The sequence below is a fragment of the Nonomuraea aurantiaca genome (assembly GCF_020215705.1).
GTDB lineage: Bacteria > Actinomycetota > Actinomycetes > Streptosporangiales > Streptosporangiaceae > Nonomuraea > Nonomuraea aurantiaca.
Genome location: NZ_JAIWNB010000003.1, coordinates 261,525 through 277,017, shown reverse-complemented (window position 1 = coordinate 277,017; position 15,493 = coordinate 261,525). Strand labels below are relative to the sequence as shown.

The window sequence follows — 15,493 nt, the reverse complement described above, 5'->3', positions numbered from 1 at the left end:
GCACCGGCTGAATGGCGGTGGGAATCAGCGGCCGAACTTCCAGCCCGGCGGGAAGATGAGCGCCCGCAGGCCGTGTCCCTCCAGCTTGCTCGCCCACTCCTGCGGCGTCGTCATGAGCTCGCCGTCGCCGTCTACGGCGCTCTTGACCGGCGTGTAGCCGAACCCCGAGCCGAACAGCCGCGCCACCAGCTCGCCGCCCCGCGTGGCGGGACCGGGCAGGCCCAGCTTGGCCACGTCGTAGCCGAGGATGTAGCCGGTGTTCCCGGCGACGATCCCGCCGAACTCCCCGGCGTTCTCGCCCGCCGACCTCGTCGGCCGGCCGTGGGCGGCGTCGCTCACCGCGTCCAGCGTGAGCGAGCCGGCGGCGTAGGCGGGGCCGTCGATGGCGGCGTAGTTGAGCGTGGTCAGCACGTACTTCGGCAGGCAGATCTGCAGGATCCGGCCGACGTTGAGGCCGAAGACGGCCTTGACCGTCTGGGCCAGCTTCACCAGCCGGGCCATCTGGGCGGCGGCCATCGCCTGCGCCACGCCGTACAGCATGGTCGTGAACGGCTGGAAGCAGACCAGCCACAGGAGCTGCACGATCGCCTTGTCCAGCTCGGCGAGCTGCTTGCGCACTCCCTCCACCAGGTCGGCGTACGCGTCGCAGCCGGCGGCGAGCACGCGGCAGTCCTTGGCGAACGCGGCGGGGAAGCCCATGATCCGCAGGATGTAGAGCCGGGCGAAGGCGTCCACTCCCTGGCCGCCGTTGTTGTTCCACACCGAGGCGGCGGCGCTGTCGGCCATGCCCGCGACGCCGCCGGTGTGGCCGTTCCCGGGCGGCTCCGGGCCGTTCAGGTCGTCGGCCAGCTCGCGGAAGGCGGCGGCCGCCTTGCGCAGCTCCGCGGGGTCGATCTCCGGCGCGGTGACGCCGGCATAGATGCGCAGGGCGACCATCGTCCCGGCGGAGGCCAGCAGCAGAGTCGTCATCAGGGTGGCGGGCGACAGGACCCTGGCCCCGGCCAAGGCCGACGGCGACAGCATCGGCCTGATGGGGATCACGGAGTGTCCTCCACCGGCCAGGTGTAGACCGGCACGTCCGCGAGCTTGATGTCCTCGGCCATTCCCCAGTCGACGGCGGCCACGTTGCGGCGCATGGTCAGGATGCCGTCGGCGATGTCCGCGTACACGGCCGCGAAGTCCTCGATCATGCCGAGCATCTCGTCACGCTTCGGCTTGTACCACTCGACGAACGCCCTGTCGGCCGGCTCGTTCACCGGCCAGCCGCCCAGTGCCCCCAGCGCGTCGGCGGCCTTCCCGACGGCCCGACGCACTGCCGCGGACGCGTCGTCGAAGGCGGGCGCCGCGTGCTTCCTCAGCTGGTCGTGGTCGATGTCGAGGGGCGGCCGCGACGGCCCGTCAGGAGGGGCTTCGGCCATCGGTCACCGGTAATCGCGAAGACAGGCTCGTCATGCGATCATGCTCATGGTCGGATATGTCCGATGTGTCTCTCTGTCGTTACGATCGCGTCTACGACATCCGGCGTTTACTGACTGTTCACCCGGGTGTTCTGTGACGACGTCCGGCACGCATGCCGGGATTTCTGGATCTCATCGCATACTGGAAGAATCGCCATGACAGGCGACGGACCGGAGGACTGATGGCCGAACGACCCGGCAGGGCACGTACGGAGGAGCCTGCGGTCAAGCGCCGGAGGCCCCGTGCGGGTAGCGGGGAGTCGCTCGGCGACCAGGCGTACGAGCACATACGCGCCGCGATCCTCCAGGGCAGATACCGGCCCAACCAGCGGCTTCCGGAAGACGAGGTGGCGGCGCGGCTCAACAGCAGCCGCACTCCCGTACGCGTCGCGCTGATGCGGCTGGTCGACCAGGGGCTGGTCGTCCGCGAGCGGCAGGGCTGGGTGGTGCGCGAGCACACGCCGGACGAGATCCGCGAGATCTACGAGGTGCGGTGCGCCCTTGAGGCGATGGCCACCGGGCTGGCCGCCGTACGCGCGTCCGAGGAGCAGCTGGACACGATCGCCGCGTTCTACGACGGGCCGATGGAGGACTTCATCCAGCGCCCACGGGCCGAGCTGGGCCGGATGAACCGCGATTTCCACGAGGCCATCGTGCGGGCCTCGGGCAACGGCCGGCTGCTGGACGAGTGGCTGCGCAACCGCGACTTCGGCATCACGTACAACATGGCCGTCCTCTTCACCCCGGACGAGGTGGTCACCTGCGTGGCGGGCCATCAGCGCATCGTCGAAGCGCTGGCGAACCGCGACCGTGAGGGCGCGGAGCGGCAGGCGCGGATCCACGTCGAGGACGTCCAGGCCGCGGCCAGCCGCCGGCTCGACGCCCTGCAGACGTCCGCCGGGCTCTACCTGTCCTGAAGGGCCGCCCGGTCACGGCGAAGGGCGCAGATGGGTGCGCTGTCCGTCGTGCTCGAGGATGGTCAGGATCTCGGCCGGGCCGTCGTGGGCGCCGAAGGCGTGGGGGACCATGGTCGAGAACTCCGCCGCCTGACCGGCCTCGACCACGATGGTCCGCTCCCCCAGCAGGAGGACGACGGCTCCCGACAGAACGGTGAACCAGTCCCTGCCGGGATGGACCTTCAGCTCGGCGGGGTCCCGCGGGGGCGGCTTGGTGAGGCGCATCTTGGCCACGGTCATGCCGTGCGGCCCCGGCTCCCGGCTCAGCGTCCAGATGGTCATCCCCCGCGCCTCGTCCCGCTGCGGCCTGATCACCACGTCGTCGTCGGTGACCGACTCCACGAGGTGGTCGAGGGTGGTCTCCAGGGCGCGGGCGATCGCGGTCAGCTGGTCGAGGCTGATGCGCCGGTGGCCCGTCTCGATCCGGCTCAGGGTGGACGGGCTGAGGTAGCAGCGGGCCGCCAGATCGTCGAGTGACCAGCCGCGGGCCGTACGCAGCCCCCTGATCCGCCTGCGGACCAAGCCGTCGAGGTCTCCGTCTTGCTTCATACGCAAGACCTTATGCGAGACAGGCAAGGCGGACATAGTCTCCAGGCATGGCAACCCACCATGACCACTCCGCGGCCGGAACCGACGACGCCGTGATGACCGAACTCCTGGATCTCGACGGGGAGGTGCTGCACGCGTACCTGTCCGAGGTGACCGCCTGGGGCCGCCAACTCGCCGGCGACCCGGAGCCCCGCCACCTCCTCGACGTCGGCAGCGGGACCGGTACCGGCACGTTCGCCCTACTGGAGCGCTTCGAGAAGGCCGACGTGACGGCGCTGGACATGTCCGCGCCCTATCTGCACCACCTCCGGAACAAGGCCCACGAACGGGGCGTGGCCCACCGTGTCCACACCGTTCAGGCGGATCTGGACGCGGCGTGGCCCGATCTCGGCCCCGTCGACCTGGTGTGGGCGGCGTCGTCCTTGCACCACATGGCGGACCCCGTCCGCACGCTCACCGACGTCCGCACGGCACTCCGTCCCGGCGGGCTGCTGGTGGCGGTCGAGCTCGACTCCTTCCCGCGCTTTCTGCCCGACGACCTCGGCATCGGCCGTCCCGGACTCGAAGCGCGCTGCCACGCCGCGCTGGCCGAGGAGCACAACGCCCGGCTCCCGCACCTGGGCGCCGACTGGGGCTCACTCCTGACCCGGGCCGGGTTCGCCGTCGAGACCGAACGGGTCTTCGCCGTGGACCTGACGCCCCCGCTGCCCGTCTCCACCGGCCGCTACGCCCAGCTGTCCCTGCGACGCGTGCGAACCGGCCTGGAGGGGCGGCTGAGCGCCGACGACCTGGCCGCGCTCGACGCCCTTCTCGACGACGAAAGGCCCGACGGCCTCCTGCGGCGGGGCGACCTCCACGTCCGCACCACGAGGACCGCCTGGGCGGCACGACACCCATAACCCTCCGCGGAACGGTGACAAAACGTCCTCTTGAGACATTGGATCCAAATTTGTACTCTACATTGCATGCAATCTTCGAAGAGCTCCTCATCGGTCGGCCCGCAGGCTGAGGCGATCGTCACGACGGAGCCCGGCGATGCCGCCCGTGGCGCGGTGCTCCTGCCGTCGCTGCCCGGCAAGCCCGAACCGACCCCCGAAACCGCTCAGGTGATCGAGGAGGTACCGGGCTACCTGGGCGTGCCGTTCGTCAGCCCGATCTTCCAGGCGCTCGCCAACTACCCGGACTACCTCGTCCCGGCCTGGCACCGGTTCAAGCCGGTCATCGGCTCACCCGAGTTCAAGCAGGCCGCGGCGGGGCTGGGCGTGCCGGCCGGGCTGCTGCCCGCACCGGAGGAGTCGTTGGCGGCCGGTGACGACATCCGGCGCTACACGATCACGTTCCACCGGCTGCTGCCCGAGATCCTGCTGCTGGCCTCGTGCTGGTACCGAGGGCTGACCGTGGGCGCCCCCGCGGCCCTCGCCCTCGACGGCACCGCCCCCGCGCCGGCCGACCCGGGCCCGCGTGGCGTCTCCCCTGAAGCGGTCAACATCGTGCCGGACGGCACTCCGCCCGGCGACGAACTGGCGCGGGTGTACGAGGAGATCCGCGCCGTACACGATCACCCCCGGGTGCTGAGCTACTACCGCGCGATCGGCGGCCGCCCCGGCTTCATGCCGCAGGTGTGGCGGCGGCTGGAGCCGATCGCCCGCGGCGCGGAGTACGCCGCGGCGCGCGAGCAGGTGCTGGCTGACGCCGCCGCCGCTGCCGCCCGCCTGCCCGTCCCGGTGATCGACACGGCTCACGCGGACGAGGTGGCGGCCATTCTCGCGGTGTTCCGGGTCCGGCTGATTCCCTCGCTGCTGCTCGACACGGCAGTCGTTCTCGCGCTGCTAGGGGAGAACGCGGCGATCGTCACCGCCTGACTCTCAACCCCGCGTTCGCGGCGCTCGCGGCATCGGGGGATCGCGGCGGCGGCCGAGGTCGGCCCTCAGGGGGTCCGGGCCAACACGATCGCCCCCGGAGTCATCGACGGCCGCTTCGACCCGGGCCGCTGACCAGGCGCGGGATAATCGGTTGCCCGTTCCGGAACGCCGCTGACAGGATCCACGCCATGCCTGCCTTCTCCGCACATGACGGAACCAGCCTGGCCTATCACGTTTTCGGGGCGGGCAGCCCGCTGATCTGCCTGCCGGGCGGCCCGATGCAGGACGCCGATTACCTCGGCGAGCTGGGCGGCCTGTCGGCGCACCGGCAGCTGATCATGGTGGACCCTCGGGGCACCGGCCGGTCCGCGACACCGGAGGACACCACCTCCTACCGCTGTGACCGGCTGGTCGACGACGTCGAGGCGCTGCGCGAGCACCTCGGCCTCGACCGGTTCGACCTGCTCGCGCACTGCGCCGGCGCGAACCTCGCGGCTCTCTACACGGCCCGGCATCCGCGACGCGTCGGCAAGCTCGCGCTGATCACGCCGAGCCCCTTCGCCGTCGGCCTCGCGGCCACCGGTGAGGCCCGGCTGGAGGTCGCGCGGCTGCGCAAGGACGAGCCCTGGTTCGGCGCCGCCTTTGCCGCCCTTGAGGCGATCGTGGGCGGCAAGGCCACCGACGACAGCTGGACGGCCATCGACCCCTTCTTCTACGGCCGGTGGGACGCGGCCGCCCAGGCCCACCACGCCGCCCAGGAGGGTCATCGCAACGACGAAGCCGCGGCCGCCTTCGGCGCCGAGGGCGTCTACGACCCGGCCGCCACCCGCGCGGCGCTGGCCGCGTTCGACGCGCCGGTGCTGCTGCTGGCCGGCGAAGTCGACCTGAACACGCCCCCGAGCGTCGTGGCCGAGTACGCCGAGCTGTTCCCCGATGCCGAGTTCGTGGTTCAACCGCGAGCGGGCCACTTCCCGTGGGTCGACGACGCCGTCCGGTTCGTAGCGACGACCGCGACGTTCCTGGGCTGACAACCGCGGCGTCGCGACGATCGGTCAGGCGCCGACAGCCTCTGTCAGCGAAAAGCAAGACCCGTCGGCCACCCTCCTATGGAGCGCGCTCCAACAGCGGCGCCGGACTTCGGGAGGTAGTGCCATGGGGGCGGACGCGACCATTCTGCGCGACCTCGTGACCGCCGAGCTGGCACGGTCCGGCGAGGACGGCTGGGCGATCGAGGCCGCCGGTTTCTGGTGCCGGGTCACTCCCGACGGCTATCCGATGCCCGATCAGGGATGGAAGCTGCACGTCTCCGCCACGATGCCGGCGGCGCCCTTCGTGCTGGCCCAGGTGGCCCGGGTGCTGGTCGAGGCGGGATGCGCCTTCAAGTTCCCCGCCCGGCTCGGCGACTACTGGGAGCTGCTCGCGCCGCACTGCGCGCGGGCGCAGGCGGGCAAGTTCGTGACCGCCTACCCGACCGGCGACGCCGAGGCGGTACGCCTGGCCGCCCTCCTCGACGAGGCCACCAGGGGACTGCCGGGCCCGGCGATCCTCTCCGACCGGCCCTACCGCGCGGGCGGCCTCGTCCACTACCGCTACGGGGCCTTCTCCGGGCACCGGACGCTGGGCAACGACGGGTTCTACGAGGTACGGCTGCGCGCTCCGGGCGGAGGGCTGGTCCGCGACGAACGGGCGGCCTCCTTCACCCCGCCGAGCTTCGCGACCTGCCCCTTCCCCGAACCACCGAAAGAGACCACCAAAGGGACGTCCGCGGTCATGCTCAACGACCGGTTCGTGGTGCGGGAGGCGATCAGACACGCGAACAGGGGCGGCGTGTACATCGCCGAAGACACGAAGACGGGCCGCGAGGTCGTCATCAAGGAGGGTCGCCCGCACGCCTCCTCCGACCTCAGCGGCCGGGACGCCAGGGACCGGCTGGCTCTGGAACGCCGCGCCCTCGACGACCTCGCCGTCACCGGCGGCGTGCCCGCCGTCGTGGACTCCTTCGAACAGGGCGGCCATGCCTTCCTCGCGGAGGAGCTGGTGCCGGGCCACACCGCGCACCGATGGACGGAGGCGCACGCGACGCCTCTCGGCCGGGACGGCTTCGGCTGCCCGGCCGAGCAGGTCATACCGGTCGTCACACACCTGGTCGGCCTGCTCCAGAAGGTGCACGGCCAGGGCTACGTCTTCCGGGACCTCTCCCCCGGCAACGTCATGATCCTGCCCGACGGCCAGATCCGGCTCGTCGATCTCGAGTACGCGGCCAAGCGGGACAGCACCGTCATGATCGGCGGCACGCCCGGCTATCTGGCGCCGGAGCTGGCGCCGCACTCCGGAGCCTTCCGCCAGGCACCCACGGCGGCGGCGGATCTCTACAGCCTCGGCGCGCTGGTGTACTTCCTCGCGGTCGGCGCCGATCTCGGCCTGGCGGAGGACGAGGCGACCGGCCCGGCCTGGGGTGCCCGCGCTTCAGACCACCTGGCCAGGGTCGCCGAGAGCAACCCTGCTCTGGCGGTGCTCCGGCCCATGGTCGCGGGACTGCTCGCGGAGCCCGAGGACCGCTGGACGCTGGACGCCTGCGCGCGTTTCCTGGTGCGGCTGACCAAGCTCGAAGAGCCCCATGTGCGACGCGTTCTCCCAACCGCGGACGACCTGGTCGCCGACGGGCTCGCCTGGCTGGCCGAGACCATGGACGAGCGCGCCGACAGCCCGTCCCCCTGGCCCAACATCACCTATGGGCTGGAAGCCGACCCCTGCGCGGTGAGCGCCGGCGCAGCCGGCATCCTCCCGGTCCTCCCACCCGAAGAGGCAGGCACCGTCGCGCGCTGGCTCCGCCGCCGCCTCGCCGAAGAGGACGTCTGGCCGACCGGCCTCTACGCCGGGCGGTCCGGCGCCCTCTGGGCGTTGTACGAGGCGGCGCGGGACGCGGAGTCGAGGGACTTCGCGGTGCGGGCCGCGTACCGGCTGCCGACCGACCATCCCAGCCCCGACATGACCCACGGCCTGGCCGGGTGCGCGATGGCCACCCTGCGCCTGGCCATCCGCGCGGACGACGCCGCGCTGCGCGAGCGGGCCGCGCGGATGCTGCGGAACCTGCACGACGCGCGGTCCTCACTCGACGGGCGCCCGCAATGGCTGACCCCGGCTTCCCATGACTCCAGCCTCGCCGGCACCAACCACTTCGGCTTCGCCCACGGCCTGGCGGGAATCGGCACCGCCCTGCTCTACGGAGGCGTCGCCTTCGGCCAGGCGGAGTGGCTGGAGACCGTGCGGGAGGTGGCCCAGACGTTCTACGCGTACGCCGATGTGGAAGGGGATACGGCCTGGTGGCCGTACCGGCGCGACGAGCCCGAGTCCGTACGGCCGCGCCGCCCCCACTGGTGCAGTGGATCGTCGGGCGTCGGCTCGTTCCTCATCCGCTACTGGCACGCCACCGGCGACCCGGTCGCGCTGGAACTCGCCGAGCAGGCGGCGGTCGCCGTGCACCGGACCCGGTGGCAGTCGGGCTCGGTGCTGTGCCACGGCCTGCCGGGCGAGGGCGACTTCCTGCTCGACATGGCCGGATTCACCGGGGACGAGCGGTACCACCGATGGGCGGAGGATCTGGCCACGTGCCTGACCGCACGGGCCGTCAGGCGCGCGGGCCGGCTGCACGTGCCCGACCGCCTGGGCCGGACCCTGCCGACCTACCTGGGCGGGACCGCGGGCGTCCTCGCCTTCCTGCTGCGCCTGCGTCACGGACATCCACGCCTGTGGATGCTCGACGACGTCATCGGGGCGCCCGCCCATGAGCTCACCGTGCCTCGAGCACGGTGATATCCGAAGAAAACGGAACCGGAGAGGGGGGAGAAACATGTCTTTCGACGTTCAGGACCTGCAGAACCTGCAGGAGCGTGAGCCGAGCATCTCGGAGTCGGCGCTGCTGAGCCACTGCATCAAGCACCCGGGCTGCACCGACACCAACTAATAGCGAGAGCGGCGTGCGGCTTGGCATCGGCCGCACGCCGTTTCCAGATCTCCGAGAGGGCGGCAGACGTCGTGACGACCCGCAGGATCATCCGGCTGTTCACGCCGTACCGTCGCGCCGTCCTGCTCGTCGTGCTGCTGGTCGCGATCTTCTCCGCGCTGAACGCGGCCGTCCCGCTGCTGACCCAGGTCGTCTTCGACCGTGCCCTGTTCGGCGTGGGCGGCCCGCGGCCCGGCCTGCTGGCCCTGATCGCCGCTCTCGCGGCCGTCACCGCGGCCGGGGCGGCGGGCGTCGACCTGGCCCAGGCGTGGATCTCGGCCCGCATGGCCCAGCAGGTCATCCACTCCTTGCGTACGCGGCTGTTCGGCCACCTGCAGCGGATGCCGCTGGGCTTCTTCGCCGCCGCGCGGAGCGGCGAGATCCAGTCGAGGCTGGCCAACGACACCGACCAGATCGAGGACGCGATCAAGGACACGCTGCCCAGCCTGCTCGGCAGCCTCCTCGGGTTCCTGTTCGCGCTGGGGGCGATGTTCTCGCTGTCGTGGCGGCTCGCGGCGGTCACCCTCTGCCTGGCGCCGGCCATCCTGTGGGTCACCGCCCGTTCGGGACGCGCGCTCAAGCTCCTCTCCGCCGCCGGCCAGCGGGCCCGCGCGGAGATCGCCTCCATCGCCGCCGAACGCCTCTCCCTGGGCGGCATCACGCTCGCCCGGGTGCACGGGCGCGACGCCCACGAGGCCGCGGTGTTCGCCGCGGAGAGCGAACGGCTGGCCCGGCTGGGGGTCCGCGCAAGCCTGGCCGCTCAGTCGGTGCTGAGCGCGGGGCACATCTTCTTCGTCCTGACTCCGTACATCGTGTTCGTCGCGGCCGGGCTCATGGACGGGATCACGCCCGGCACGCTCATGGCGTTCGTGGTCCTGCAGTCGAGGCTCTACCAGCCGCTCTGGCAGATCCTGCACATCTCGACGGAGTTCCGCACCGCCCAGGCGGCGTTCGAGCGGGTCTTCGAGTACCTGGACCTACCCCCGGGATCACCTCCCGCCGTGGGTGGAGGAGGAGCGGGTGAGGTGAGCGTCGCGGGCGCCTCGTACGCCTACGCGGGGCCGGAGGGCGAGACCCGCTGGGCGCTGCGCGAGGTGACCCTCGACCTGCCCGCCGCCTCCGCGACCCTGATCGTCGGCCCGAACGGATCGGGCAAGACGACTCTCGGCCACCTGCTCGCCGGGCTGTACGAACCGGCGGAGGGCTCCGTACGGACCGGCGGGCGCGTCTGCCTGGCCCCGCAGGAAGCCCTGCTCTTCCAGGGCTCCATCGCCGACAACCTCCGCTACGCCGCCCCCGACGCCGCCCTGGACGACCTGGTCGCGGCCTGCGCGACCACCAGGATGCACGAGCGGATCATGGCCCTGCCCGACGGCTACGACTCCGTGGTCGGCGAACGTGGGGCGCTCTTCTCCGGCGGTGAACGCCAGCGCCTCGCCCTCGCTCGCGCGCTCCTGAGCGACGCGCCCGTCCTGGTCCTGGACGAGGCGACGTCCGCGCTCGACCCGCTGACCGAACGCGAGGTCGTCCACGCCGTTCTGCGGCGCCGCATGGGGCTGACGACGGTGATGATCACCCATCGGTTCGGGGGCCTGGACGCGTTCGACACCGTCGTCGTACTGGACGGCGGGCGCGTGGCCGAGTGGGGCACGGCCCCGGAGCTGCTCGGCGACCGGGAGGGCCTGTACGCGCGGATGGTCCGCGCCCAAGCCGTCCAGCGGCGCGCGGAGATCGCCGCTAGCATGCGCTGATGCGGGTAAAGCTGCTGTCGTCCCTCCGACGGCTCGCCGCGATGAACCCTTTCATCGTCGACCTGGCTTTCGGCGCGGCGGTCGCCGCCATCACCTTGACGTTCCTGTTCTCCCTGGGCGGGGCCGAGGCCGGCTACGCGGAGCGTCCCATGGACGCCGTCGGCGTGGCGTTGACACTGGTGGCCAACCTCGTACTGGCCTGGCGACGGCGCGCGCCCATCACCGTTTTAGCGATCTCCTGCGCCGCGGAGTTCGTCTTCCACCTGGCCGGTTACGACTCCAGGTTCAACGAAGTGGCGCCGCTGCTGGCGCTGTACACCGTGGCCAGCCGGCGGCGGCCGGCCGTGTCGCTCCCCTGCGTGCTCCCCATGGCGGCCATTTGGTGGCACGCCGCGTTCCTCAGCCCGCCCGACTTCGCCTGGCCGAACGTCCTGCAGGTGAGCATCATGGTCGCCGTCGCCTGGACGTTCGGCAACAGCACCCGGATGCTGGTCGAGCGCAACAAGCAGCTGGCCCACCTCACCGGACGGCTGCGCCAGGAGCAGGAGGACAAGGCGCGGCGCGCCGTCACCGAGGAACGGGTGCGCATCGCCCGCGAGCTGCACGACGTGGTCGCCCACCACATGTCGGTCATCGTGATCCAGGCGGGGCTCGCCCGGTATGTCTTCGGCACCGACCCCGCCACCGCGCGCGGCGCGCTCACCACCATCGCCGACACCGGCAGCGAGGCCATGGGCGAGATGAGACGGCTGCTGTCCGTCCTGCGCATCGAGGTCAACGACGACGCGGAAGGCTATGACCCGGCTCCCGGCCTGCAACGGCTCGAACAGCTGGTGGAACGAGTGAACTCGGCCGGCCTGCCGGTGAAGATGTCGATCACCGGCGCCGTACGCCCGCTACCTCCAGGAATCGACCTGTGCGCCTACCGGATCGTCCAGGAATCCCTCACCAACGTGCTGAAGCACGCGGGCCCGGCGACGGCGACGGTCTCGCTCCATTACGGCGCCGAGCTGGAGCTGCGTGTCACCGACGACGGAAGCGGGCCGACGGTCACCCCGGACGGGGACGGCCACGGCCTGATCGGCATGCGCGAACGCGTCAAGCTCTACGGGGGTACGGTCACGGCCGGGCCGAAGCCGTCAGGCGGATTCGAGGTCGCGGTCACCCTGCCCCTGGCCTCCCCGCCTATGGCCGATCGCCCTTCACCATGATGGGGGAACCTGCGATACTACGCAGCGCCCGCTGAAGAGCCTCCCGGGCCCGCCTTAGAGGCGGGCCCGGGTCATTCTGGCTGTTTCACGAGGCCTTGTCGGGCCGTTCCGAGATGCGGATGGCGTTGACGATCGTCATGCCCTGCCGCGTGGCGAAGCGGACGTTGAGCTGGCCGTCGGTGACCTTCACCGTGTACTGCCTGCTGACGGCCGTGTACGTGCCCGCCTCCAGCGCCAGGTCCAGCGCCGGGATCGCGAGCTGGCCCTCGACGAGCACGTCGAAGACCCGGCGGCCGATCTGCGTCGACTTGACGTCGGCGAAGTCCAGCTCAACGGTGTAAGTCCCGGCCGGCACGTTGTCGAAGCGGTATTCCAGCATCCCTTCGCGGGCCGTCTTGAACAGCGCCTGGTCGTCGGTGCCCTTGATCGTCTTGGACGAGGTGGCCGTACGGGTCGAGGTGGCGACATACCCGTAGCCACCCGTGCTGTACTTCTTGTCGGCCGTCCACGCGTCACCGGCGGTGTCGGTCACGACCTTGGTGCCGCCGGCCTCCAGAGCCACCTGGAGCTTGGGCACCACGACCGTCACCGTGACCTCGATGATCGGCTGCCGCCCGCTGGCCGACTTCACGATCAGCTTGCCCGAGCGGTACGTGCCCGGCTGGACGCCGGTGCTGGACATGCTGACCTTCAGCGTGACCGCCTGCCCCTTGGCCAGGTCGCCCGCCGTCGGTGTGACGCCGATCCAGCTCTGCGCCGGGTCGGTGGTGACGGTGTACGCCGTGGGCGAGCCGAGGTTGGTCAGCACCATCGTGCGGGTCCTGGCGGCGTTCGTGGGCATCACCACGGTCAGCTCGCTGACCGAGGGGCTGACCCGGCCGGTGACCAGCGCGGTGTCGATCCTGGTGACCGTCGTCGGCGCGATCGTCACGGTCTTGGTGAACGTGCCGTAGTTCTCCTTCGACACCACCACCTCATAGTCGCCGGCCAGGACCTGCCCGTAGAAGGCGCCGTCCTCGCCGGTGGTGTAGCTGGCCATGTCGCCCACCTTGACCGTCGCGCCCGCGAGCGGCTTGCCGTCGTTGGCGTCGGTGACGGTGCCGGTCACCAGGCCGTGCCTGCTCGCGATGAACGTCAGGCCCTGCCCGTTGGACAGCGCCGCCTCCTCGTTGGCGTACTGGAGCGCGTCGGTGCCCGCCGCGTTCTCGATGCCGATCGTGGCGCTGGTGCCCTTCTCGCGCTCGCTCTCGATGTCCTTGTAGCGGTAGCTCATCGTGCCGTCCTCACCCAGCAGGGCGGCGAACGAGATGCGCTGGTCGGCGGCCGAGTAGAACTTCGCGTTGCGCCACTCGACCACGAACTGGCGGTGCGGCGCCGTCCCTGTGACGCCGGTGTAGACGCCGCTGTCGGCGTCCATCACCAGGTCGTCCCAGTACGGGTAGACGGCGTTGTTGGGCGTACCGGAGCTGGGCAGCTTACCGTTGCTGCCGGTGACGACCTTGTCGGTGGCGAAGGTGGCGAACCCGTTGGTGCTGATCCACGCCTTGCTCTGTCCCACCCCGTAGAACGGGACCGGGAACGGCAGCGTCACCTGCTGCGCCTCGTCGTCGCCGGAGAGCGCGAGCTTGTCGGTGCCCGCGACGTACGGGGCGGCGGCGCTGCGGCAGGTGTAGCCGAAGTCGTCGCCGCGCAACGGCAGCTCGACGTCCTTGGTCACGTCCCCGGCCACCGTGACGGACGCCGTCGCGCCGCTGGCGCAGCGGGAGGCCGGGGTGATCGTGAGGTCGTAGGTGCCGTTCGGCAGCGACATCCGGTAGCGGCCCGCGGCGTCGGTGACCGCGCTGACGGGCGTGCCGACCGCCTCGACCTTGGCGCCCGGCTCCGGCGTGCCCGCCGTGGTGATCGTGCCGGTCACCACGCCCGTGGCCTTCTGGGTCATCACCACGTCGGCGGTGGCGCTCTGGTCGGCCGCGATCGTCGCCGTCGCGGTGCCCTTGTCGTAGCCGAACTTCTCCGTGGTGATCTGGTAGTCGCCCGGAAGCAGGCGCGGGACGGCGTACGTCCCGTCCGCCCCGGTGATCACCGTACGGCTCAGCGGCCCGGACAGGGTGACCGTGGCACCGGACACCGGGCTGCCCGCGGCGGTGACCGTACCCTTGAGGTCGCCGAGACCCTCGCGTGGCGCGGCGGACACCGCGGCGAAGGCGTCCAGGCGGCCCTCGCCCCAGACGTTGTTGTCGGCGGCGGTGCCGCCGCAGCTGGTGTCGTTGACGTCGATCGCGGTGCTGTCGAGCAGCGGCCGGGTGGCGGCCACGTCACCCTGGAGCCCCGGCGAGGCCGACCAGATCAGCGCCACCGTCGCGGCCAGGTGCGGCGAGGCCATCGACGTGCCCGTGTAGCTGTCGTAACCGTTGCCGGGCACCGACGAGCGGACGTCCACGGCGGGGGCGGCGAGGTTCGGCTTGATCTCGCCGTTCTCGCCCTCGCCCTTGCTGGAGCGGGCGTACAGGACGTTGTTGACGTCGAAGCCGCCCGCGCTGTAGCTGTTCACGTACTGGCCGGGCGAGCCGCTGGTCCGGCAGGCGGGCCCCTCGTTGCCGTTGGCGAAGGCCGGGAAGATGCCGGCGGCGATCCACGCGTCGACGATCTCCTTGTACCAGGGGTCGAAGCCCACGCCGCCCCAGGAGTTGTTGACGATGTCGGGGGCCAGGTCGGGGCGCGGGTTGGCGCCGTTCAGGTCGGTGGGGGCGAGCATCCACTGGCCGGCGGCGAGCAGCGAGGCGTCCGTGCAGGTGTTGACCTCACAGCCCTTGGCGGCGATCCACTTGGCACCGGGGGCCACCCCGATGCCGCTGGCGCCGACCATGGTGCCCATGACGTGCGTGCCGTGCCCGAGGTTGTCGCAGGGCGCCGCGCTCGGGCAGACGTGCGCCGGGTCGTACCAGTTGTAGTTGTGGTCGACGGAGCCGTCAGGGCTCCTGCCACGGTAGGCGGCGGCCAGCTCCGGGTGGTCGAACTGGGCGCCGGAGTCGATGGTGCCGACCACGATGCCTTCGCCGCGGTCGCCGAGCTCGTTCCAGACGCGGGGGGCGTTGACGCGGTCGATGTTCCACTCGACGGCGTTGACCTTCGCCACGGCCTTGCCGGGCGCCGGCTTCGGCAGCGACACGGTCCGTACGGGGTCGATGCGGTCCACTTCCGGCAGGGTGGCGATCTCGGCCGCCAGCTTGGGGTCGGCGGTCACTCTGACGGCGTTGACGATCCAGTACGGGGTGTAGTCGGCCTTGTGAGAGTCCAGAAGCTTGCGCAGGGCCGCCTGCGAATTGTCGGCCTTGGTGGTCTTGGCCGCGAAGACCTGCTCGGCCTTGTCGTCCTTGGTCTTGGCCCGGCGGGCGCCGCTGAGGTCCGCGGTGCCCTTCAGGCGTACCCAGAAGGTGGCCTTTCCGTCCGCTGCCAGGTCGGCCTGGACGGCTTGATTGATCTTTCCCGGGTCGGGCGCGGCTTGGGCCACGCCCTGGGGGAGGATGAGGGTGACAGCGGCGGCGACCGCGATCAAGATCGCACGCCAATGGGGGGTGGACGGCACACGCTCTCCTTCACGCCATGGAGTAGAGCTGATCTTTACGCCTATGGGGAGAAGAGTGAAGAGAACGTGTCAGCTTTGCAAGGGCTCGACCATAACAAGACATGACTTGTCATGAAAT

11 protein-coding genes are annotated in these 15,493 nt (G+C 71.1%); 7 read left to right on the top strand and 4 right to left on the bottom strand.

Annotated elements, in window-relative coordinates:
• Positions 1–24: 24 nt before the first annotated feature.
• Together LDL49_RS10780 and LDL49_RS10775 are read right to left on the bottom strand one after the other, a co-directional pair.
• Positions 25–1,041, bottom strand: coding sequence for a hypothetical protein (locus LDL49_RS10780; protein WP_225290827.1), 1,017 nt, complete (start codon positions 1,039–1,041; stop codon positions 25–27).
• Positions 1,038–1,418 carry a hypothetical protein gene (locus LDL49_RS10775; protein ID WP_225290826.1) on the bottom strand — a complete coding sequence of 127 codons (381 nt, stop codon included), beginning with the start codon at positions 1,416–1,418 and terminating at the stop codon, positions 1,038–1,040. The genes LDL49_RS10780 and LDL49_RS10775 overlap by 4 nt, the downstream gene beginning before the upstream one ends.
• Positions 1,419–1,639: 221 nt before the next feature.
• Here LDL49_RS10775 and LDL49_RS10770 point away from each other — a divergent pair, with 221 nt between their 5' ends.
• The gene (locus tag LDL49_RS10770) at positions 1,640–2,374 is read left to right on the top strand and encodes a GntR family transcriptional regulator (RefSeq protein ID WP_225290825.1); all 735 of its coding nucleotides are present in this window, start codon (positions 1,640–1,642) and stop codon (positions 2,372–2,374) included.
• Between the two features lie 12 nt (positions 2,375–2,386).
• On the opposite strand, the gene LDL49_RS10765 is transcribed toward LDL49_RS10770, so the two are convergent.
• On the bottom strand, positions 2,387–2,962 hold the full coding sequence (locus LDL49_RS10765) for a helix-turn-helix domain-containing protein (protein ID WP_225290824.1): 576 nt from the start codon (positions 2,960–2,962) through the stop codon (positions 2,387–2,389).
• 47 nt (positions 2,963–3,009) lie between these two features.
• Here LDL49_RS10765 and LDL49_RS10760 point away from each other — a divergent pair, with 47 nt between their 5' ends.
• The 6 genes from LDL49_RS10760 to LDL49_RS10735 all read left to right on the top strand — a co-directional run bounded on the left by LDL49_RS10760 (position 3,010) and on the right by LDL49_RS10735 (position 11,789).
• Positions 3,010–3,861: a class I SAM-dependent methyltransferase gene (locus LDL49_RS10760; protein ID WP_225290823.1), complete on the top strand. Its 852-nt coding sequence runs from the start codon at positions 3,010–3,012 to the stop codon at positions 3,859–3,861.
• A gap of 66 nt (positions 3,862–3,927) precedes the next feature.
• Entirely contained in the window at positions 3,928–4,824 is an 897-nt protein-coding gene (locus LDL49_RS10755; RefSeq protein WP_225290822.1) for a halocarboxylic acid dehydrogenase DehI family protein, read from the top strand.
• Positions 4,825–5,012: 188 nt separating this feature from the next.
• Positions 5,013–5,852 carry an alpha/beta fold hydrolase gene (locus tag LDL49_RS10750; protein WP_225290821.1) on the top strand — a complete coding sequence of 280 codons (840 nt, stop codon included), beginning with the start codon at positions 5,013–5,015 and terminating at the stop codon, positions 5,850–5,852.
• A 124-nt stretch (positions 5,853–5,976) separates the two neighbouring features.
• Positions 5,977–8,637 (top strand): class IV lanthionine synthetase LanL, encoded by a 2,661-nt coding sequence (gene lanL / locus LDL49_RS10745; RefSeq protein WP_225290820.1) that lies wholly within the window; start codon positions 5,977–5,979, stop codon positions 8,635–8,637.
• Positions 8,638–8,859: 222 nt separating this feature from the next.
• Positions 8,860–10,578, top strand: coding sequence for an ABC transporter ATP-binding protein (locus LDL49_RS10740; RefSeq protein WP_225290819.1), 1,719 nt, complete (start codon positions 8,860–8,862; stop codon positions 10,576–10,578).
• Complete coding sequence (locus tag LDL49_RS10735; protein WP_225290818.1) at positions 10,578–11,789, top strand: sensor histidine kinase; 1,212 nt, start codon at positions 10,578–10,580, stop codon at positions 11,787–11,789. Before LDL49_RS10740 ends, LDL49_RS10735 begins: the two co-directional genes overlap by 1 nt.
• Positions 11,790–11,874: 85 nt before the next feature.
• Here LDL49_RS10735 and LDL49_RS10730 read toward each other — a convergent pair whose 3' ends face one another.
• The gene (locus tag LDL49_RS10730) at positions 11,875–15,375 is read right to left on the bottom strand and encodes an NIDO-like domain-containing protein (protein WP_225290817.1); all 3,501 of its coding nucleotides are present in this window, start codon (positions 15,373–15,375) and stop codon (positions 11,875–11,877) included.
• Positions 15,376–15,493 lie beyond the last annotated feature (118 nt).